Source organism: Mesorhizobium sp. M7A.F.Ca.AU.002.02.1.1, assembly GCF_003998535.1.
Classification (GTDB): domain Bacteria; phylum Pseudomonadota; class Alphaproteobacteria; order Rhizobiales; family Rhizobiaceae; genus Mesorhizobium; species Mesorhizobium ciceri.
The window spans coordinates 1-483 of record NZ_RZPB01001475.1; the positions used below are offsets into that span (position 1 = coordinate 1).

Sequence of the window (483 nt, forward strand, 5' to 3'; positions counted from 1 at the left end):
GTCCTTCTATGTCCAGTCCTCCTGGCTGGAAGGCCACAAGGATGAGGCACAGAAGCTCGCCAATGCCTTCGTCAAGACGATGAAATTCATCGCCACGCATTCGGCCGAAGAGATCGCCGACAAGATGCCGAAGGATTATTATGCCGGCAACCGGGACCTTTACGTGCAGGGGCTGGCCGGCGGCAAGGCGATGTTCACGCCGGATGGCCGCATGCCGGCCGATGGTCCGCCGACCGTGCTCAAGGTTCTCTCGACATTCTCGAAGAGCCTGCAAGGCAAGCAGATCGACCTGTCGAAGACCTACACGACCGAATTCGTCGACGCTGCCAAATAGCGGCGCCAGCCTACCACTCGTTGAATAACAAGGACTTGCGCCGGCTGCTAGAATCAAGAAGGCAGCGGCGCGGCCTCCCGAACACCTGGAGATCCGTGGCACTGCCGCGGACTCCCTTGCCCCATTGCGACAGGAGTGCGCCATGCAAG

General features: G+C 60.2%; 1 pseudogene. It reads left to right on the forward strand.

The window, feature by feature from the left end:
* Positions 1 to 334, forward strand: a pseudogene (locus tag EN879_RS38450) (ABC transporter substrate-binding protein); the annotation flags it as partial.
* Positions 335 to 483: the final 149 nt, after the last annotated feature.